This is a genomic window from Synechococcus sp. BDU 130192, assembly GCF_963876085.1.
GTDB lineage: Bacteria > Cyanobacteriota > Cyanobacteriia > Cyanobacteriales > MRBY01 > MRBY01.
In genome coordinates this window covers 222757-243000 of record NZ_CAWNNO010000055.1, presented here as the reverse complement: position 1 = coordinate 243000, position 20244 = coordinate 222757, and the positions used below count along the sequence as shown (strand labels likewise).

19 protein-coding genes are annotated in these 20244 nt (G+C 48.7%); 10 read left to right on the top strand and 9 right to left on the bottom strand.

The window, feature by feature from the left end; translation table 11 throughout:
* Positions 1-85: 85 nt before the first annotated feature.
* From hisH to psb27, 5 genes are all read left to right on the top strand, one after another.
* Positions 86-712 carry an imidazole glycerol phosphate synthase subunit HisH gene (gene hisH, locus AACT35_RS12440; protein ID WP_099239774.1) on the top strand — a complete coding sequence of 209 codons (627 nt, stop codon included), beginning with the start codon at positions 86-88 and terminating at the stop codon, positions 710-712.
* A 125-nt stretch (positions 713-837) separates the two neighbouring features.
* Complete coding sequence (gene panD, locus AACT35_RS12435) at positions 838-1308, top strand: aspartate 1-decarboxylase (protein WP_099239772.1); 471 nt, start codon at positions 838-840, stop codon at positions 1306-1308.
* 252 nt (positions 1309-1560) lie between these two features.
* The gene (locus tag AACT35_RS12430) at positions 1561-2847 is read left to right on the top strand and encodes a hypothetical protein (RefSeq protein WP_099239770.1); all 1287 of its coding nucleotides are present in this window, start codon (positions 1561-1563) and stop codon (positions 2845-2847) included.
* A 167-nt stretch (positions 2848-3014) separates the two neighbouring features.
* Entirely contained in the window at positions 3015-3506 is a 492-nt protein-coding gene (locus AACT35_RS12425) for a hypothetical protein (protein ID WP_143596798.1), read from the top strand.
* Positions 3439-4017, top strand: coding sequence for a photosystem II protein Psb27 (psb27, locus tag AACT35_RS12420; RefSeq protein WP_339374619.1), 579 nt, complete (start codon positions 3439-3441; stop codon positions 4015-4017). The genes AACT35_RS12425 and psb27 overlap by 68 nt, the downstream gene beginning before the upstream one ends.
* A 100-nt stretch (positions 4018-4117) precedes the next feature.
* Here the strand turns inward: psb27 and AACT35_RS12415 are convergent, their stop codons facing one another.
* Positions 4118-5311 carry a response regulator gene (locus AACT35_RS12415; RefSeq protein WP_099239764.1) on the bottom strand — a complete coding sequence of 398 codons (1194 nt, stop codon included), beginning with the start codon at positions 5309-5311 and terminating at the stop codon, positions 4118-4120.
* 120 nt (positions 5312-5431) lie between these two features.
* Here AACT35_RS12415 and AACT35_RS12410 point away from each other — a divergent pair, with 120 nt between their 5' ends.
* Positions 5432-5749 (top strand): DUF7734 family protein, encoded by a 318-nt coding sequence (locus tag AACT35_RS12410; RefSeq protein ID WP_012308130.1) that lies wholly within the window; start codon positions 5432-5434, stop codon positions 5747-5749.
* Between the two features lie 130 nt (positions 5750-5879).
* Here the strand turns inward: AACT35_RS12410 and gatB are convergent, their stop codons facing one another.
* From gatB to sppA, 4 genes are all read right to left on the bottom strand, one after another.
* On the bottom strand, positions 5880-7370 hold the full coding sequence (gatB, locus tag AACT35_RS12405) for an Asp-tRNA(Asn)/Glu-tRNA(Gln) amidotransferase subunit GatB (protein WP_099239762.1): 1491 nt from the start codon (positions 7368-7370) through the stop codon (positions 5880-5882).
* Positions 7371-7487: 117 nt separating this feature from the next.
* Positions 7488-8048 carry a Uma2 family endonuclease gene (locus tag AACT35_RS12400; RefSeq protein WP_099239810.1) on the bottom strand — a complete coding sequence of 187 codons (561 nt, stop codon included), beginning with the start codon at positions 8046-8048 and terminating at the stop codon, positions 7488-7490.
* Positions 8049-8124: 76 nt separating this feature from the next.
* Positions 8125-8538, bottom strand: coding sequence for a chorismate mutase (gene aroH, locus AACT35_RS12395; protein WP_065711329.1), 414 nt, complete (start codon positions 8536-8538; stop codon positions 8125-8127).
* A gap of 15 nt (positions 8539-8553) precedes the next feature.
* Positions 8554-9372: a signal peptide peptidase SppA gene (sppA, locus tag AACT35_RS12390; protein ID WP_012308133.1), complete on the bottom strand. Its 819-nt coding sequence runs from the start codon at positions 9370-9372 to the stop codon at positions 8554-8556.
* Between the two features lie 242 nt (positions 9373-9614).
* Between sppA and AACT35_RS12385 the strand changes: the two genes are divergently transcribed.
* Positions 9615-10634, top strand: a complete 1020-nt coding sequence (locus AACT35_RS12385) for a DMT family transporter (RefSeq protein ID WP_099239760.1) — start codon at positions 9615-9617, stop codon at positions 10632-10634.
* Here AACT35_RS12385 and AACT35_RS12380 read toward each other — a convergent pair.
* Together AACT35_RS12380 and AACT35_RS12375 are read right to left on the bottom strand one after the other, a co-directional pair.
* Positions 10631-11266, bottom strand: a complete 636-nt coding sequence (locus AACT35_RS12380) for an alpha/beta hydrolase (RefSeq protein ID WP_099239808.1) — start codon at positions 11264-11266, stop codon at positions 10631-10633. The genes AACT35_RS12385 and AACT35_RS12380 overlap by 4 nt on opposite strands.
* 96 nt (positions 11267-11362) lie before the next feature.
* Complete coding sequence (locus tag AACT35_RS12375) at positions 11363-12547, bottom strand: NAD(P)H-quinone oxidoreductase subunit H (RefSeq protein WP_012308136.1); 1185 nt, start codon at positions 12545-12547, stop codon at positions 11363-11365.
* A gap of 186 nt (positions 12548-12733) precedes the next feature.
* Between AACT35_RS12375 and rnc the strand changes: the two genes are divergently transcribed.
* The 3 genes from rnc (at position 12734) to AACT35_RS12360 (ending at position 15785) form a co-directional block, all read left to right on the top strand.
* Positions 12734-13510 carry a ribonuclease III gene (rnc, locus tag AACT35_RS12370; RefSeq protein ID WP_062435965.1) on the top strand — a complete coding sequence of 259 codons (777 nt, stop codon included), beginning with the start codon at positions 12734-12736 and terminating at the stop codon, positions 13508-13510.
* Positions 13511-13638: 128 nt separating this feature from the next.
* Positions 13639-15360 carry an ABC1 kinase family protein gene (locus AACT35_RS12365; RefSeq protein ID WP_099239758.1) on the top strand — a complete coding sequence of 574 codons (1722 nt, stop codon included), beginning with the start codon at positions 13639-13641 and terminating at the stop codon, positions 15358-15360.
* A gap of 35 nt (positions 15361-15395) precedes the next feature.
* Positions 15396-15785 (top strand): hypothetical protein, encoded by a 390-nt coding sequence (locus AACT35_RS12360; protein ID WP_030007777.1) that lies wholly within the window; start codon positions 15396-15398, stop codon positions 15783-15785.
* A gap of 48 nt (positions 15786-15833) precedes the next feature.
* Here the strand turns inward: AACT35_RS12360 and AACT35_RS12355 are convergent, their stop codons facing one another.
* Together AACT35_RS12355 and topA are read right to left on the bottom strand one after the other, a co-directional pair.
* Positions 15834-17402, bottom strand: coding sequence for an ArnT family glycosyltransferase (locus AACT35_RS12355; protein WP_099239756.1), 1569 nt, complete (start codon positions 17400-17402; stop codon positions 15834-15836).
* Positions 17399-20041, bottom strand: coding sequence for a type I DNA topoisomerase (gene topA / locus AACT35_RS12350; RefSeq protein WP_065717054.1), 2643 nt, complete (start codon positions 20039-20041; stop codon positions 17399-17401). The genes AACT35_RS12355 and topA overlap by 4 nt, the downstream gene beginning before the upstream one ends.
* Positions 20042-20244: the final 203 nt, after the last annotated feature.

Below are 20244 nucleotides of genomic sequence, written 5' to 3'. Positions count from 1 at the left end.
AACATTCTAAAGAAATTGTTAGGATCAAATTCCTTTTGTGGTGTATGTTAGGGGTTTCTAACGTGAACGTTCGGGCAATGAGAAGATGGTGAATATTGCGGTTGTTGACTACGACATGGGGAATCTCCACTCCGCCTGCAAAGCCCTAGAAAAAGCGGGGGCAACTCCCACAATCACGGATCAATCGGAACAAATTTTGGGGGCCGATGCGGTCGTTTTACCGGGGGTTGGGGCCTTTGATCCGGCGATGCAACATCTCCGCGATCGCCACCTCGAAGCTTCCATTCACCAGGCGATCGCCAGTGGCAAACCCTTCCTCGGCATTTGTTTGGGGATGCAAATTTTATTTGACAGTTCCGCCGAAGGCACAGAAAAAGGTTTAGGCATTATTCCCGGCAGCGTGAAACGATTTCAGCCAGAGCCAGAGATTACCATTCCCCACATGGGCTGGAACCAACTGCAACTAACCCAACCGGATCATCCCATTTGGCAGGATTTACCGAAAGATCTCTTCGTTTATTTTGTGCATTCTTTTTATGTGGCCCCGACAGATCCTGAAGTAAATGCCGCCACCGTCACCCACGGCCAGCAAACTGTTACAGCGGCGATCGCCAAAGATAATTTAGTTGCGATGCAATTTCACCCCGAAAAATCCTCAGCGATTGGCTTAAAAATCCTCGAAAATTTTGTGCACTGGGTTAAGCAGCAATGAAATTCTTCAAGTCTCTTGCAGAAAAATGATTTAGAGATTTATTAAAGTCTCCCTTCCGAAGAGAGATTTAGAGGGATGTCCCCCTTTCCAATCAACTTTCTTTACCTTTACCGTTCTCCTTTACCATGGCCCAAATCAAACTGATGCACGCGAAACTCCACCATTTGCGGGTGACCCAGGCTGAGCTAGATTATGTGGGCAGCATCACCATCGACCAAGCCCTGATCGAGAAAGTGGGAATTTTGCCCCTCGAAGAAGTCAATATCTGGAATATCGAAAATGGTAACCGCCTGACCACCTATGTTTTACCAGGTGAGCGAGATAGTGGTGTCGTCTGTTTAAATGGTGCGGCGGCCCATCTTTGTAGCCCAGGCGATCGCCTGATTGTCGCTGCCTATGAATTATGCGATCGCCTGGATGTTTTAGCGAAAGGTCATACGGCAAAAGTGATTCTGGCCGATGAGCAAAACCGCTGCCAGACGTTTTTTGAGCAACGCCTCGATCCCCAAGGTGCCATTGGTGAAAATTTAGCTGTAACCACTGCAGACTCGATTGGTAGGCCCACCCATAACAACATTTTGCAGTCAACTTTCTGATTTTTTCTTTGTATTTCTTTTAGATTTGATGGCTTCTAGCATTCTCGTCCCCAATAATGCAGTGCAGACGTGCATTCCCTGGGATTTGTGGCTAAAAATCACTTTTTATAATCATTTGGATGTAGATTTTGCTTAATTATGTTGATAAAATTTGGGCAGCTATTAAAACAAAAAAGCTTGATCGCCGAGATATTTCTTCTTTGGGAGAAGCTTTTTATTGAGCAACTAACGTGTGTGAGGTTTGATTTCTAAATGAAAGTCAGTTTTTTGAATATCGCAAAATACTCAAAGTTATCTCTAGTCATCCCAATGTTTGTTGTGGGGATACTCGTGGAAGGAGAATCTGCCAACGCTCAAAGTTGTCCTAACGAAGGATTTCTCGGAGTTGATGGTTTAGTCATCGCCAATCAAGGTGATGATGATTTTGATGGGCGAGTTCTTCGTTGTAACAGTAGCGGTAACACTGTTCAAATTGGCGACACGGACGACTCATTTATCAATATCGGTGAACGCGCATCATCTGCTAACGGAGGCACTGATGGCACTGATGTCACCGTTCAAATTGGTGATGATGCGGGAGATATCCTTAACGTTACTGGTACGTCTACTTTCACTGGCCCTGTTACAGTTAATGGCAATACCGATCTCAATGGAACTCTAGATGTAGATGGGTTCACTCAGCTAGATGGACTTAATGTTGATGGTGCAACTACTCTTGACGCTACAACTATAGATGGAACTGCAACTGTCAATGGCTTCACTGATCTCAATGGTAATGTAGACGTTCAGAACGATTTGACTGTTGGTGGTTTTACCACACTAAATAATGGTCTAGCAGTCAACAACAACAACATCACTGTCACTGGCGGCAACATTAACACCAACCAAAGCGTCAATGCAGGAGTCAATGTCAATGCGGATCAGGATGTCACTGCTGGTCGTAATGTCAGCGCGGTCAACAATGTAAATGCGGGCAATAACGTCAACGCTACGAATAACGTTGAAGCGGGTCTGGATGTAAATGCTGGTCGCAATGTCAGCGCGGTCAACAACATCAATGCGGGTAACAACGTTAATGTAGGCAATAATCTTCAAGTCACCCAAGACGCCTTCGTTGGTAGAAATGCCGTTATTGACGGCAGCACGACACTCGGTGACAGCGCTGGTGACAATTTAACTGTCAACGCTGGCAATGTTTTCTTTAACAATCTTCCTAGCAGTAGTTCTACTGACCTTCTCGTTATCGAGAGTGATGGTCGTGTTGGAGTAAACAACAACATCATTGATGATCTCAGATCCGGTATTGCTGCCACCATTGCAATGGATAATGCAGAAGCTGAACTGCGTCCCGGTCATCGCTTTGGGATTGGTGTTGGTTTCGGGGTTTATGAAGACGAAACTGCGATTGGTACCTCTGGTAAGTTTCTTTTTACTGATCCCAACAGCACCGGAACCGCCGTTACTTTCAAAGCGAGCGCTGGTTTTGGTCTTACTACTGATAGCTTCGCTGCTGGTGCAGGTCTTGGCTTCAGTTTCTAAGAGCATAGTTAAAAACTAGGCCATAACTTAAGTGAAGTAACCACTCAAGCTCATATCTCTTATCAATCCTTATAGCCCTTGGTTCTCCTGATACTTGTTATCGGCGGAAACTGGGGCTATTGTTTTTGTCAATATTCTCAAAATTTATCGCAATGAAAAAGTTTTCAATGAAGCTTATCTCTAGTGTTACGGGACTTACGATCGCTGGATTATTTAACGTGATGCCCCCCCTGGCCCCTGCCTATGCCCAGACAGAAACCCAGACAAATTTACGTCCTGCTGTACAGACCGAAAGTGATCGCCTTTTATTATTGTCTCTCCTTAAAAGCACATTAATTGCGGTTAATAATGCTAACCTCACCGGAAATTACAGTGTATTGAAAGAATTAGCCGCACCTGCTTTTCAAGCCCAATTTAGCCTAACAAACTTAGCCGATGTTTTTGCGCCAATGCGTCGTCGTGGCTCAAATATTGCGGTGATCACTCAACTAGAACCCGTTTTCTCAGAGCAGCCTACTTTTGATGAACAAGGTATTTTACGCATGAGAGGCGCATTTCCGACCAATCCCAATACCGCATTTAACCTTGCCTATGCCCAAATCGATGGTCGCTATCGCCTTGTCAGTCTTTATGTTGATATTTTGCCGGAAGAGCAATAATTTTCAAAACCAATACCAAACTGCAACGCAGACAAGGCTAAATTTTCGCGGTAGGATAACAGTTAGTTCTAAGCGTGCTTTTTTATACCGAAAAACTATGTTAAAGAAATTTTTATCTCGCCTTGTGGCGATCGCCCTGGTGATTATGGTGAGCGTAACCGGACTAACAGCCTGTAGCGACACCAGCGCCAGTGGCCTAACCGGGAAATATGTAGATGATACTTTGCTCGTCGTCGAAAATCTGACTGAAGCCATTCAACTACCTGGCGATGCCCCTAACCGCAGCGAAGTGCAGGCAGCGGCCCGCTTGCAAATGAATGAATATATGTCCCGCTACCGCCGTGATCCGAAAACTTCTGGACTGCGTTCTTTTACCACTATGCAAACTGCGTTGAATGCTTTGGCTGGTTACTACAGTTCCTTTGGTAGTCGCCCCTTACCTGAAAAATTAAAAACACGTTTAGCGACAGAATTTGAAAAAGCCGATATTGCTGTGAAGCGTGGTATCTAATCTTTTAATTAAGCCTTACGTTGTTGAACTCATATTTTGTAATCTCTCCTTGAAAAGCTTGGGGAGGTTTTTTTATTTCAGCAGGTCAAAAGTACTAATCCTAGCGGAGATATTTTTGTAGTGCTTTAAGTAATTCGTCTGGTGTACTTGTCTTTGAAATAAAGTCTGTGACCCCAGTTAAGCGCCCTTTAACGCGATCAAAAAGACGATTGTTATCGGTCATGAGCAAGACTGGTGTTTGACGAAATAGTGATAGTTTTTTCAATTGGGTGCAAAATTCAAGGCCATTTGTGTTGCCATCAAGTTCTAGATCTAAAAGAATTAAGTTTGGTTTTTCTGTTAAGAGATCCGGCAGTGCCTTGGTGAGATCGGCGATCGCCAAATAACGATAACGATGTTGCTTGAGGATTTGACGGAGGTGCTGATGTTGTTTGGAGTCTAGGCTTAGATAGGCGATGAGTGGCTGATTCTCAGCAATCACTGGTTTTGAAGCCGTCGGCTGGGGGGGAGCATTCGTCAGCGGTGACGACAGATCATCTAACATCTTGACATCAATAAACCCTAACTTCATGTAGGGCATCAAGAGTCGGGCGACCTGGGGCACGTCCTGTTTGAGACGGATCGATAAATCCCAAAAGGTTCGCCGTCCCGTGACCAAACTCGTTAGTAACTGGTAATTGGCTTCCGAAGAGCGCACCTGTAACAGATCTGGTTTAACAATAACAGGGGCAACCTGGGGCGACAGGTGGGCAATCTCTAGATTATTCCATTGTTCAAAGAGTCGCCAAGCTCGCAAAATACTTTGGGCTGGGTCAATTAAAATCAGCGGATCTTCCTGCTGCTCTGTGACGGGGTCGAAATGGTAGGTGACTTGCGTACTCTGGCTGACTTCAAAAAAAATCTCGGTGGCGATCGCCTCAATCATGCGACGAATTTGATCCCGCGTAATCCGTTGTTGCCCATGCCAAGTTTGAATCAAATCATATTCCCAATGCAGTTTAATCGCCTGGGATGTAATGGCCGATAAACCCTGTTGCAATAGTTGCGTATTGGCCGCGATGTGGGGCATTTGAGCCGTCAGATGACGCCGCCAACGCCGTACCGAGTGGGTTCCCCCCGAAGCATAGACCAGACGACCAAAATACAAGAAAAAAGACCATTGATGCGATCGCGGATCCGTCAAGATCAAGCGACCCGTAAACTGGGGCATTTTGAGGGTCTGAAAAAGGGTTGTTTGCTTCGCTGCATCAAAATTGCGAATCGGAATTTCCGGGGGCAAGTTGGCATTTGTCATCGCATAACCCTTAAGCTTCAAAATAGAAACACCACTGCAACATTAATTGACAAACAAACCGCAGTGATTGCCTACACTAATACTCAATACTAAGTCATTTATTCTGTTCCTATCATCACCATGACACACCAAAGTACAGATTTTTCCCGTTTAGCCAAACACCTCGAAGCCTATACCCGTAAGTATGCCCATGAAGTGCTGCTACTTCACCTAGGCCACGGGGAAATAGAAGACCAAATTATTATTTTTAAAGGCTTTTCTAGTTCTTTGATGCAGCCAACAGACTATAATCCCGATAACCCAGTTCTAGCAGAAATGCCAATTCTCAGGATTGATCGTCTCCAAAGTCCCTACAATCCAAACCAGCCTATTTTCCTCGAACAAAACCTTTCCCTAGAACAGATGCAGCAATACCTGAGCGATGCCGACATCTGTTAAAGGCTAATTTCTCTAACCGACAAAAAAAGGAGAGCCACCTTGTGACTCCCCCAATCATCAGGGTGCATCTACTATCTTTAATATAGCCCAGTCTACCTGGGGGGACAATCCCCTCACCCCAAGAAAATTTCTAGCCCCGCAGTTTCTGGGCCAGGATTTGATTGAGCAGTTTCGGATCAGCACGGCCGCTAGTTTTTTTCATCAGTTGCCCCACAAAAAAGCCCTGTAGCTTTGTTTTTCCGGCGCGGAATTGTTCTACTTTCTCAGGATTGGCGGCCAAAACTTCATCCACCATGGCCTCTAGGGCACCTGTGTCTGAAATTTGGGTCAAGCCGCGACTATCAACAATTGCCTTGGGCGAACCACCTTGCTCTAACAGTTCCGGAAGAATTTCTTTGGCAATTTTGCCGCTAATGGTGCCATCGTGAATTAAATTGACGAGTTCAGCTAATTGCGTTGCCTTTAGGGGAAGCTCAACAATCGTTAGACCGACATTTTTATTGAGGTGGGCAGCGATGTCTTGGGTCACCCAGTTGGTCACTTGTTTGGGATCTGCCCCAGCCGCCACAGCCGCTTCAAAGTATTCAGCTACGTCGCGGTCGTCGGTTAAAACCCTCGTGTCATAGGAAGACAGACCATACTCGGTTTCGTAGCGCTCTCGCTTTTGGGCGGGGGTTGCGGGGAGTTCGGCAGCCCATTTTTCTAGTTGTGCTGGGGTCACTTCAATGGGGGGCAGGTCTGGCTCTGGGAAATAACGATAATCGCTGGAGCCTTCTTTTTTCCGCATACTAAAGGTGCGCTGGCTACTTTCATCCCAGAGGCGCGTTTCTTGGTAGATGGGTTCCCCTGTTTCGACGGCTTTGATTTGTCGCTCGATTTCGTAGTCGATCGCCTTTTGGATCGCACTGAAAGAGTTCATATTTTTGATTTCGACTTTGGTGCCGAATTCTTCTTGGCCGACAGGACGAATGGAAATATTTACGTCACAGCGGAGAGAACCTTCTTGCATGTTGCCATCGCCGATGCCGAGATAACGGACGAGGCGGCGCAATTCCTGGGCGTATTCAGCAGCTTCTTTGCCAGAACGAATATCGGGTTCTGAGACAATCTCCAGGAGCGGAATCCCGGTACGATTGAAATCCACTTTAGAGTAGGTAGAACCCGCGAGGCGATCGCTCCCGGCATGGACTAATTTTCCGGCGTCTTCTTCCATGTGGAGGCGGGTCACGCCAATGGTTTTTTTGACGGGGGGGTCACTGGGTTTGTCGGCGATTTCAATTTCTAGGTGACCATGCTCAACAATGGGCAGATCGAATTGGGAGATTTGATAGTTTTTGGGTAGGTCTGGATAAAAATATTGTTTCCGGTCAAATTTGCTGTAGGGGCTGATTTTTGCTTTGAGGGCCAGGCCCATTTTCACCGCTGATTCAAGCACCTTTTCGTTTAAAACGGGCAAAACTCCAGGATAGCCTAGGCAGACGGGACAGACATTGCTGTTGGGGTCGCTGTCAAATTTAGTAGAACAATGACAAAAAATTTTGCTGGCGGTATTGAGCTGACAATGGGTTTCGAGCCCAATAATCGCTTCATACTCGGTTTTGCGGGGTGCTGCAACTGCCATAGGACTTTTTTTATTTAGGAAACGTACAAAAATCAATAGCCTCTATTCTATCCTTGGCTGGTTGAGTTACTGTGCTCGGTTAGGGTGAGACCAAGGAAAAAGCATTGTTATTACAGCTCAGAGAGCAAAGAGATCCTGTGGGGTCAGGGTCAATTCAGGAAACTGTTGTGAAACCAGCTTCTCTTCTTGTGTGAAAATCCTTTCATCGTATAGACCTTCATTGAAAGTCAGAATCGTAATTTTTTCGGCGCTCGGATCAATGAGCCAATATTCCGGAACGGCGATCGCCGCATATTCAGAGCGCTTATAACGGTAATCTCGAATTACCGACTCTGGACTGACAATTTCCATGACCAAGTTGGGTGTCGATTGATAGATGCCAGCTTGATCCACCGCAGCGGCAACCTTTTGTTGATCAACCACCATCAAATCGGCAATCCGTGATTTTGCGTAACCAACCCGCAACCCTGTTTCCCGGAGGCAATACAGGGGGAGATTTAAGCGCGTGATTTCTTGTTTCAGGCGATCGCCTAATTTTTCCGCAAGTAAAATATGGCGAAAGGTGGGGGGCGTCATTGCAACTAAATTGCCATCTTCAAGTTCGTAGCGGGTATCGGTGCCGTCATCATATTGGCAATACGCTTCAAAGCTATAACGGTTTGTCGAGGTGGCAACCATGGGCGGAAGTTTCTTTAGGGAAATAACTTCATTGCTTCCCATTGTACTGGACTGTTTTTCCAGGCATCGTTAAACATTAACGGCTCGCAATTTGGGCGAGGTGCCAATCGGGGCGGAGGTTTTGGGCGTGGCGCAGGTAAGAGTGGTAAATCTCCGCCTGGGGTTTGGGGGTATTGAGGTGAATTAAGACGCGAATACAACGCTCTAGGCTCCCTTGGACAGCCATTTGCTGCACATCGAGGAGGGGCACATTATCCCAGTTGGGTCGTTGTCGGGCGATCGCCGCCGGAAAAATAGCGTCCAAATCGGCAGTGGCAGTGAACACCACACTGATAATTTCTTCGGGGTCTAGTTGGTTGCGGACTTCAATGTCATCGAGTAGTTCCCGCACCGCATCGGCGATCGCCTCCTTGGTATTGGCCGTTGCTGTAATTGCGCCTCGAATAGCCCGCACCTTCCAGTCCACGTTGGTTTCCTCCGCCTCAAGCATCAAAAATTTTCGAAATTAGGGTCGATAGAGCCACAGGGGTTGTCCCGCCGTTGCCAGTTCAAATTCTACCCAATTAAGGGCGTTCCCCACGGGCGAACTCAGTTGATTGCGGCTCAAAAGGCGAGTAATCAGGGGTTTGGGTTCCTCAATGGTGCGACATTCTGCCTTATCTGGATCTAAGCCCGCTAATTTTGCGGCCCAAATACGTGCATCTTCTTCAGTGCCGAGGCGATCAACGACACCAAGCTCCTGCGCTTGTTCTCCGGTAAAAATGCGACCATCGGCAAAGGTTTTCACTGTTTCCACATCCAGATTGCGGGCTTCGGCGACGGTTTTGACAAACTGGCCGTAGCTGACATCGATCATTTCCTGGAGAATATTTTCTTCCGCCTCGGTCAACTCCCGGTCAAAGGACAAAATATCCTTGTAAGGGCCAGACTTAATCACCTTAAAAGAGACACCAACCTTTTCGAGGAGCCGCTCTAGGTTATTGCCCCGCAAAATAACGCCGATGCTGCCTGTGATCGTCCCTGGATTTGCAACGATGTGCTGCGCTCCCATGCCGATGTAAACGCCCCCGGAAGCCGAAATATTGCCGAAGCTGGCGACAATCTTTGTTTTTTCCTGGAGTTTTTTCAGGGCGTAATAAATTTCTTGGGAGTCGCCCACGGTGCCCCCAGGGGAATCGATCCGCAACAGCAGGGCCGGATATTTTTTCTCTTCGACTTCTTCGAGGGCTTTCAGGACTCGTTTTCGGGTATCAGCGGCGATCGCCCCGGTGATTTCAATACGCGCAACTTGTTTACGGGTTTTCGGAGGAAACGGCCACACCATAGGGATTTGTCAAAAATAAATAATGAAATGTTAGCAGGCCCTGCAGATTAGACGTTGAGGGCACTAATCCCCTATGCTAACTGATCCGCTGGGTTTTACCGTGGTTTTTCCGGCGGTAGTGGGCAAGTTTTAGGGGCCAGTGGCGGGGGGACTGTACGGGAAAGAACAACAAAAATTATAAATTTCCCCTATGCTTAACATTACTACACATTACCGCGAGTCTTTATAGTTGCCCTGAATTTATGGCCCTCAATCTCTCGAAGTCGAACTTTAGTCAATTTCCCTTGGTACTGATTGCACCCTTTTTCTTATGGGGTACGGCCATGGTCGCGATGAAGGGCGTGATTCCCCAGACCACACCTCTTTTTCTAGGAGGGTTGCGCTTAGTGCCAGCGGGATTATTGGTGTTGCTGTTCGGACTCCTATCGGGACGCGATCGCCACATTTCTTGGCAGGGTTGGCTCTGGATTGGCCTCTTTGCCCTAGTCGATGGCCTCATGTTCCAAGGCTTTTTAGCAGAGGGACTCGTGAAAACAGGAGCAGGATTGGGTTCCGTGATGATTGATTCGCAACCCCTCGCCGTGGCCCTTTTATCCAGCTGGCTATTTGGTGAAGTGATCGGCCTCTGGGGTTGGCTAGGGTTAGGTTTTGGGATTTTGGGGATTAGCTTAATTGGCATTCCTGATGCGTGGATTTTGGCGCTGTTCCAGGGAGATCTTTCTTTTTTTCAGTGGGCAAACCTGGGGATCAGTGGTGAAGTGTTGATGCTGGGAGCTTCCCTATCGATGGCAGTGGGCACGATTTTAATCCGTTATGTCAGTCGCCATGCGGATCCGGTGATGGCAACGGGCTGGCACATGATTCTCGGCGGGATTCCGCTCTTTATCGCTTCGGATCAACTAGAAACCCTGCAATGGCAATTTATTAGCACGTCAGGCTGGTGGGCCTTGGCCTATGCAACGATTTTTGGCAGTGCGATCGCCTATGGTTTATTTTTCTACCTGGCGTCCGAGGGGAATTTAACCAGTCTTAGCGCCCTGACGTTCCTCACCCCTGTTTTTGCTCTAATTTTCGGCAATGTCCTCCTCAACGAAAAATTAAGCCCCCTGCAATGGGTCGGTGTGGGCTTGACTCTGGTGAGCATTTATTTAATTAACCAACGGGAAAAAATTGCCGCTTGGTTTTCCCAAGCTGAAGCTGCGGCAGGGGCAGGCACGCCCCAGGACAGTAAAATTCCCGTCGAAAGCAGCAAACAAAATTAGGTTTCTTTCTGAAGCAAATGCTGGTTTAGAAACTGAGATATTCGGGCCAAGGCGATCGCCGGAATTTCGTGGCCCCCAGAAAATTCAAAATAGTCGAGGGGAACGCCCACTTGATCCAGTTGGGTTTTGGCTTGGTGGGCTGCTTGGATCGGCACCACGGGATCTTGGGTGCCGTGAATTAGTAGGGTCGGCGAAAAATCCCCTGGCCGTCTTTGGGGTTCGTAATGGAGATAGCCGCTGCAACTACAAAGGGCCGCAAAATTAAACTGCAAACCGACATCGAGAGTCATCGCGCCTCCCTGGGAAAAGCCAATCATCGCGATTCGTTCCGGAGGAATGCCCGTATTTTCTGGTAGGATTTGCAGCCACTGAAAAAGGCGATCGCGCGCCTCTGGCAAACCCTGAAAATCTTCTCGCTCCAAGGCGTACCAAGCCCGCCCCTGGGGACTCTGGAAATGGGGAAAAGGTGCATTGGGGAAAAGAAAGTGACAGTGGGGAAGATCCAGCATCCGGGCCAAGGGCTTGAGGTCATGGTAGTTGGCCCCCCAACCGTGGAGCATCACCACCAAATATTGCGCGGTCTCCGGTGGGCAGTTGGCAAATTCTAGACTTTCTAACGGGGCGATCGCCATAATTTTTCTAGTCTCCAAATTTTCAAAACTATTAAATACCGCAAACAAAAAAAGAGAGCCGCCATAGCCCTCTTTCACATTTCTCACTCAGAACAATTAACGGTCAACGGAACCCATAATCACGTCAATGCTACCGAGAATCGCCATAATGTCCGCCACCTTCACGCCTTTCAGCAGGTGGGGCAAAATTTGGAGGTTATTGAAGTCTGCCGAACGGATTTTCCAGCGCCAGGGGAACACATTGTTATTGCCCTGAATGAAAATTCCCACTTCGCCTTTGCCACTTTCGAGACGGACATAATGTTCGCCATCGGGGATTTTGAACGTCGGTGCAACTTTTTTCGCGATGTATTGGTAATCGAAGTCGTTCCATTCGGATTTTTTCCCTTCTAACATCCGCTTGGCTTCGAGGTTTTCGTAGGCACCACCGGGCATTCCTTTCAGGGCTTGGCGAATAATTTTCACTGACTCGCGCATTTCCCGAATTCGTACCAAATAGCGGGCAAAGCAGTCCCCAGCAGTTTCCCACTGTACATCCCAGTCAAAATCGTCATAACACTCGTAGTGATCCACTTTGCGGAGATCCCATTTCACCCCAGAGGCCCGCAACATTGGCCCTGACAGACTCCAGTTGATCGCTTCATCGCGGGTGATCGTGCCGACCCCTTCTACCCGGCGGCGGAAAATGGGGTTATTGGTGATTAGTTTTTCGTATTCATCAACTTTGGGATCGAAATAGTCGCAGAAATCTAAACATTTATCGTTCCAACCGTAGGGCAGATCGACGGCTACACCACCAATGCGGAAATAGTTGTTGTTGATTAGGCGCATTCCGGTGGCGGCTTCCCACAGGTCATAGATCATTTCCCGTTCCCGGAAGATGTAGAAGAAAGGCGTCTGGGCACCGACATCCGCAAGAAAGGGGCCAAGCCAAAGGAGGTGATTGGCAATGCGGTTCAGCTCCAGCATAATCACGCGGATATATTGGGCGCGCTTCGGCACTTCGATATCGGCGAGTTTTTCGGGGGCATTAACGGTGATCGCTTCGTTAAACATCCCTGCGGCGTAGTCCCAACGACTCACATAGGGGACATACATGACATTGGTGCGATTTTCGGCAATTTTTTCCATACCCCGGTGCAGATAGCCGATGACGGGTTCGCAATCAACGACGTCTTCCCCGTCAAGGGTGACGATCAAGCGTAATACGCCGTGCATGGAGGGGTGGTGAGGCCCCATGTTAATCACCATAGGTTCGGTACGAGTTTCAATTCTTGTCATGGATCCGCAGGTCTTCCGTTATGCTTATTTAAATTAAATCTGGTGATGGGGTGAGATGGTTTGTTTGTGCATTGCGTTTTTCCAATCTCCTGAATCACCGTTGCTTATGAGTTGCAGTGATTGGCTTTTAGATGGTTTGACGCTAGGTTTATTTACTCTCTGAACATTATAAAGTTTCGCTTAACCATGACAAGCTTGCCTCCCTTTCGGCGATCGCCTCTTCTGTTACAGGCGTTGACCCACCGCTCCTTTGCCAACGAACAACCAGAGACAATCCAAGACAATGAGCGCCTGGAATTTTTAGGCGATGCGGTGCTCAAGTTCATCATGGGAAAGCTGCTGTATGAGCGTTATCCTGACTTTCAGGAAGGGGAACTGAGCCGACTGCGGGCCAGTTTAGAAAATAATCGCCACCAACTCGCTGAATTTGCCCAGGCCTTGGGTCTCGATCAGATCTTGCGCCTCGGCAAAGGGGCCGAAAAGGAAGGAGCCAGGCAAAACCCAGAGATTTTGAGTAATACCTTTGAGGCGGTCGTCGGGGCTTACTTTCTAGATGCGGGGATCGAAGCGGCGATCGCCTTTGTTGAAACCTTAGTCATTCCCGTGGCCGATCGCCTCGTGCAACAACCAAGCGATCCCCTCGCCCAAAATTTCAAAGGCCAACTGCAGGAGTGGGCCTTAGCAAACCACGGTGAAATCCCAAAATACAAAACCCTAGATGAATCCGGGGCCGACCATGCAAAAACTTTTACGGTGGCGGTTTATCTCCAAGGACAGGAATGGGGCCGGGGTCAAGCGGCCTCGAAGAAGCAAGCCCAAAAAGCCGCAGCCCAGGTTGCTTTACAAAAATTAACCCCTTCATCAGTGCCCACCGAGCCGTCTCCTAAACCACCTGCAACAGATGATCGTTTTGCCCTCCTCCAAGCCCTTGCCACCCAAATCACCCCGCGCCAATCCCCTTAATTGGGCGAGAAAATGGCTGTGCTTGATCCCCGATGCAGGCTTGGTTTGGTGTCGCTGCGAAAAATTTCGATACAATATAGTGTGATTTACTTTACAAAACCACACAATTCATTGACGGCGAAACCACTGTGACCCAGTATCCTTCCGTTGCCCCCGACCACAAACTTGGTTCTACCACCTTGACCCGCTATGACGCCAAGGCGATCGCCAAACATTACCGTTGGCGACCCTGGCAATCCCTGTGGCGGGCCTTTACGATCATTTGGTTATTTGGGTGGTTTTCCTTCAAATTGTGGCTAGATAGTAAACGCGAAGAAGACCCCGAAACCCGCGCCCGTCGCGCCAATGAACTGCGTGAAATTCTGACCCGCTTGGGGCCGACATTTATCAAAGTGGGGCAAGCCCTTTCAACCCGGCCAGACTTGATTCGTCCCGACTTTCTCGAAGAATTAATCAAGCTCCAGGATCAACTGCCTTCTTTTGATAACGAGATTGCCTTTGCGATTATTGAAAAAGATCTCGGTCGTCCCGTCGATGACATTTACCAAGAAATTTCCCCCCATCCCGTCGCGGCAGCCAGCCTCGCCCAGGTCTATCGGGCACGTTTGTATAGTGGCGAAGAAGTTGCCGTTAAGGTACAACGTCCCAAATTACTCCCGGTGCTGACCCTTGATCTGTACCTGATGCGTTTAGGGGCAAGCCTGTTTGCCCCCTATCTTCCCCTCAACTTGGGCCATGACTTGACGTTAATTGTTGATGAATTTGGCACCAAGCTTTTTGAAGAAATTGATTACATTAACGAAGGTCGCAACGCCGAAAAATTTGCCGCTAATTTTCGTGATGATCCCACCGTTAAAGTCCCTGCCATTTATTGGGAATATACAAGCCATCGCCTTCTCACTCTGGAATGGATTCAAGGTTATAAGCTCAACGAATTAGACCGCATCCGCGCCGCTGGCCTAGACCCTGACAAAATTATTGAAATTGGCGTGACCACGGGACTGCGACAATTGCTAGAACATGGTTTCTTCCATGCTGATCCCCACCCAGGTAATTTGTTTGCCACCTTTGATGGACGCATGGCCTACATTGATTTCGGCATGATGGATCAATTGGATAACACCACCAAAGAGACCATTGCTAGTTCCGTTGTCCAGCTGATTAATCAGGATTATCAAACTCTGGCGAAGGATTTTGTGGAATTGGGTTTTCTTGCCCCTAAAACAGATATCCGTCCGATTATTCCGGCCCTAGAAAAAGTATTAGGAAAAGCGGTGGGGGAAAGTGTCGGTGATTTCAATTTTAAGACGATTACCGATGAATTTTCGGCGCTGATGTATGAATATCCGTTCCGGGTGCCGGCCAAGTTTGCGCTGATTATCCGCTCCCTTGTGACCCAGGAGGGATTGGCCCTAAGTCTGAATCCGGATTTCAAGATCGTCGAAATTTCCTATCCTTACGTTTCCCGGCGTTTGTTAACTGCCGAAACCCCAGAGCTACGCCGCAAGCTCCTAGAAGTGCTCTTTAAAGACGGAAAATTCCAATGGCATCGCCTCGAAAATATGTTGGCGATCGCCCAGGCCGATAATCAGTTTGATATTTTACCCACGGCCCAAATGGGTTTCCAGTATCTAATGTCCGAAGAGGGTGCAGAAATTCGGCGGATGATTCTCCTGGCCTTAACGGAAGACGATCGCCTCCATACCGAAGAAGTACAACGACTCTGGGCGCTTCTGAAAGACGAATTTCAACCCCAAAAATTACTGGGGGCCGCCTGGTCAAACCTCCGCCAATTTTCCGGTGAGCGTTTAACGTCTGTTTTGCCGAGTTTCGCCCAATCTCGGTCATAATGAAGGCTAGTTAATAAAGTTTTGTTAAAAAATCCATGGAAGAATATTATTACTACTACATTCCGCAGCCGCCGTTTTTGTTGGTAGGCCTTGGCTTGTTTATTGCCCTAACCAGCGGCTTTGCGTTCCAGAGTACCCTGAAGCTCAAAGCACGGGGGATTGTTGCCAATAACGACGATATTCGCAAACAGTTATCCACCATTGATTTACAACTCCCCCTCTTTGGCATTGGTATGGGCATGAGTATTTTTCTCGCCAGTGGTTTAGAAGTCTTTTTTATCCCCGCTTGGTTTGCCTACAGCTTGTCTTTACCTTTAACTATCGGCACTGTGGGTCTTTTATGGAAACAATTGGAGCGAGTCTTTGCCATTCTCCGGGAAGGTGGATCAAAAGCCTTAGAAGTTGATTCTTTCAATATTTTTTAAAGCTAATTTAGCGCCCAACACAACCGAATTATCACTCAATCGCCTCCTTTAGTCCGGGAAAAAATGCACCAGGTTAAATCCTGAGGCTCGTCCCAGCAGTTCAAAGGGAGGCAATGCTTCTTTTAGGGCCGGTTGTTCTGTCAACAAATCTTGGTGAATGAGCCAATATTGCTCGCCAACGGGCGCTTCGAGGGGCTGGGGACGCACAGGGCGATCGCCATAGAAATCTAAGCTGGGCCGACTGTAATCAAAGGTGGTGAAAATAATCGCATCGGCTGGGGTCTCTGCCCGAATGATGGCGGCAGTGGGTTTGACCGGAAAGGCTTCGTTAATTTCCCAGACCCAAGCCTGGGAGCAAAACAGCAGAGCTAAACCGCAATACATTCCTCCCACCAAAATATAAAGAGCCTGGGGCCGGGGCCAAAGCCAGGTAGTCACGGCAAACATCCCCCCTAGGGTCAAGGCCATCAAAATTAAGGGAATCTGGGGATCTGTGAAGTAGAGATAAATACCTCCCCCCAAAGCGGCGATCGCCAACAACCCAAATAGCCCCCGCAGAAACATCGCCTTGCGTGGTGGTGCATCCCAGAGTTTCGCTAAGTAATGTCCCAGCGCAAGGGCCAAAAACGGGTAAATCGGCATCACATACCAGGGCAATTTTGTCCCCATCACAGAAATTAAACCCAGATAAAAGATGCTGCCTATCAAAATTAATTTGCTGCTAGAAGTTTGGCGGGTCTGCCAAAGATATTGATAACTTTGGGGTAGAAAAAATAACCAAGGGGCCGTGTATTTGGCTATTTCTAATAAATAAAACCAGGGGGGCTCTTGGTGACTTTCAACGGTACTGGCGACCCGGTCAAACCCTTGACTGAAAAAATGGACCTGAATAAAAGTCGCACCATAATGCTGAATTTGCGCCCCATACCAGAGAAGCACCGGGCAAGCGCCGAGACCCAACCCCAGCCAAATATAGGGATTTTTAAAAACAAACCAGCGGCGATCCCAAATCACAAACAACAGGGCGATCGCCCCCAGGGGAAGCATTAATAACCCCTTGACAAAGGCAATGATGCCCAAGCCCAGACCGAAGCCCAGTCCCCAGATGGGGGATTTTTGCGCCTTGAGTAAACACCAGAGACTGAAGATGAGGGCCGTTAAAACCAGACCATCAAGCATCAGCAGACGACCATGGCGCACCACTGGCAAGAGGGTGAGATAGACCAAGGCACTCCACAGGGCAGGCGATCGCCCCTGGAATAATTGCCGTCCGAGGCAGTAGAGGAGAGGCACTCCCAGAGCACTTCCTACAGCCCCTGGTAAGCGACTTGTCCATTCATTCACGCCACCGAGGGTATAGCTACTGGCCACGAGCCAATCCATTAAGGGGGGTTTCAGCAGGTAAGGATCGCCGAATTGGGTGGGATGCAACCAGTTGCCAGTACGGAAAATTTCCCGCGCCACCAGTGCCCTGGTGCCTTCATCCCAATCCCGGAGGGGCATATTTCCCAGATTCAGGCAAAACAAAAAAAGGGCCGCTAGGCTTAAACCTAAGATAATTTGGCGATCGCCAAGGGTTTGGCCCCAATCTTCCCACCGACGCTTACTGTGGCTCATGAAGAAGTTTTTGTTTTACGGCTGGTGGTTTTTTTTGCTGTTGTTTTTTTCGTCGTCGTTTTCTTTTTTGTCGTCGAACGCTTCTTGGTTGCTTTGCTACCCGCTTTTTCGGCGATTAGTTCGAGGGCCTTTTCGAGGGTAATTGTTTCTACGGTTTCTCCTTCTGGCAAACCTGCATTCACTTTTAGGTGATTCACGTAGATACCATAGGGGCCTTCATAAACATTGACTGGTTCGTTATCAGCGGGATGTTTCCCTAGTTCCTTCAGGGGCGTCTTTGTTTTGCCCCGGCCACGGGAACGCTTTGGTTGCGCTAACAGTTCCATGGCCCGTTCAAAATCAATCGTAAAAAGATTGTCTTCTTTTTTGAGAGACCGGTAATCTTTGCCTTCTTTCCCTTGGTCGTGGACAACATAGGGGCCAAAGCGACCGAGACCCACTTTGACGGGTTTGTTGGTTTCGGGATGTTCTCCCAATAGACGCGGCAACGCTAACAGATCCACCGCCATCTGTAGGGTGAGCTCTTCTGGTTTAACGGTTTTGGGAAGGGAAGCACGCTTGGGCTTTTTCTTCTCTTCGGTGACTTCGCCTAGTTGAACATAGGGGCCATAGCTACCCACAAGTAAATAGATGGGATCACCTGTTTCAGGGTGCGTCCCCAATTGTTCGGGGCCTTCGGTTTTTTGTTTGAGGATTGTTTCAACCTGCTCCGGATCGAGATCAGCGGGGGTTAAGTCCGCTGGTAGGGATGCAGTGATCGTTTCTTCGCCGTTAGCAGCTTCAATGTAGGGGCCAAAGCGACCAATTTTGACTTTCACGGGGAGGTTTTCGATGGCGATCGCCTTCGCAGTGGCCGGATCAATATTTTCCTCGCGCACTTTTACTTGGGTACCCAGGCCATCATCTCCGAGGTAGAAATTTTTTAGATAGGGTAACCATTGGGCTTTGCCGGTGGCAATCTCATCGAGGGTCTGTTCCATTTGGGAGGTGAAATCTGTATCCACCAGATTGGGGAAATGTTCCTCCAGGAGGGCCGTCACCGCAAAGGCCGTAAAGGTGGGAGTTAAGGCTTTATCGCGAATTTGCACATAACCGCGATCAACGATGGTGCCGATGATTGTGGCGTAGGTGCTGGGGCGACCAATGCCTTTACTTTCGAGGGCTTTGACCAAACTGGCCTCGGTATAACGGGCCGGGGGTTGAGTATTGTGATCGACTTCTTCTAATTTTTTGCAGGTGGGTTGGTCTCCTTCCTTGAGATCGGGGAGCACCACTTCTTGGTTTTCGAGGGCAGCATCGGGATCATCAGAGCCTTCCACATAGGCCCGGAAAAAACCCGGAAAATCAATGCGTTTACCAGCAGAGCGGAACTCGGCATCATCGACCTTGAGAATGACCGACAGTTGAGTGAGACGAGCATCGGCCATCTGACAAGCAACAGTGCGTTTCCAAATGAGGTCATAGAGGGCTAACTCTCGACCACTGAGGCCGGTTTCCTGGGGCGTGCGAAAGGTGTTACCCGCAGGCCGGATCGCTTCGTGGGCTTCCTGGGCACCTTTACTTTTCGTTTTATATTGGCGCACCTTCGGGCTGAGATATTCTGTGCCGTATTTTTCTGCAACGCAACTACGGGCTGCGGCGATCGCCTGCTCGGAAAGATGCACCGAGTCCGTCCGCATGTAGGTAATGTAGCCCTCTTCGTAGAGCTTCTGGGCGGTACGCATCGTATCCCGCGCCGAAATACCCAGTTTGCGGTTGGCTTCCTGTTGCAGAGTAGAGGTGGTAAAGGGGGGCGACGGGCGGCGGGTACTGGGTTTTTCTTCGGTTTTGCTGACCGTCCAAGGTTGATCTTGTAAACGCTCTTTAAGGGCGATCGCCTCCGCTTGGGAGAGAACGACAACTTTTTTACCCTTGCTGAGTTTCCCCGTGGCCGCATCAAAGTCACTCCCGGACGCTAATTTCTTGCCGCCGAGGGTGATCAGCTTGGCCTCAAATTTTGATTTTTTCTGGAGCAGTTCTGCCTTGAGATCCCAGTAATTTGCTGATTGGAAGGCCTGCCGTTCCCGTTCCCGTTGCACCAACAAGCGTACAGACACCGATTGTACTCGTCCCGCCGAGAGACCTTTAGCAATTTTGCGCCAGAGTAAGGGCGAGAGGGTGTAGCCCACTAAACGGTCTAAAATCCGGCGGGTTTCCTGGGCATGGACGAGGTTTTCGTCAATTTCCCGGCAATTAGTTAAAGCTTTTTGGATGGCTTCTTGGGTAATCTCATGGAAGACCATCCGTTTAATCGGCACCTTGGGCTTGAGCACTTCGAGCAAATGCCAGCTAATACTTTCCCCTTCGCGGTCTTCGTCCGTCGCCAGGATCAACTCATCGGCTTCTTTGAGGGCTTGCTTGAGTTCGGTGACAACTTTCTTCTTTTTCTTCGGCACGATGTAGAGGGGCGCGAAGTTGTTTTCCACATTGACCCCAAGCTGAGACCAGGGTTGCCCTTTTTGTTCCTTGGGGATTTCCTCGGCAGAGGAGGGTAAATCGCGGATATGGCCCATGGATGCCGTCACATGATATCCCTTCGGTAGATAGTTCCGAATGGTACGGGCTTTGGTCGGGGATTCAACGATGACAAGGGTAGACATGGGCTGTCAAAAAAGTGAGGGTTTAGGTGTTTAGGCTTCTGATATACCTTACATATCTAATCAATGGCCCATAAGCCCCTGTTTCGTCAAGGATTAAATTTTTCTAAGTCTCCGGGATAGAACCGGGAATTCAGGCGTTTGCCCTGTTTTTAAGGTTTTGTTGCACGGCAACGGGTTGAAATCCCCGTCCTTTGGGGCGTACC